This window comes from Halomonas sp. SIMBA_159 (genome assembly GCF_046536035.1).
GTDB classification, from domain to species: domain Bacteria; phylum Pseudomonadota; class Gammaproteobacteria; order Pseudomonadales; family Halomonadaceae; genus Vreelandella; species Vreelandella venusta_A.
In genome coordinates this window covers 1-277 of the sequence record NZ_JAWJBT010000449.1, presented here as the reverse complement: position 1 = coordinate 277, position 277 = coordinate 1, and the positions used below count along the sequence as shown (strand labels likewise).

Sequence of the window (277 nt, the reverse complement as noted above, 5' to 3'; positions counted from 1 at the left end):
GCCGGTGAGAGCCGGCACCGGCGGGTAGTCCAGGAACAGCACGGCCTTCTGGCTCGTCAGGGGCAGGCCGAGTGGTAGGAACAGCGCCCAGGGCTGATCCTCGGCGTTCGGCTCCCAGCAGCCCCTGGCGTCCTTGCAGGCGGCCACGCCCAGCGCCGCCTGACCGCCGTGCCGGGCATTCACGAAACGCTGGTGCTGCCTGGCAAAGGCGCGGGTGGTGGCGTTGGCCGGGGCGAGCTTGACCCGCACCGTGTCGCTGGTCCGGCTCACGTGCACC

General features: G+C 72.2%; 1 protein-coding gene. It reads right to left on the bottom strand.

The genetic code is table 11. From position 1 onward, the window contains the following. The coding region (locus tag R0J87_RS19975; RefSeq protein WP_498888431.1) for a hypothetical protein at positions 1-277 on the bottom strand (277 nt) is incomplete at both ends.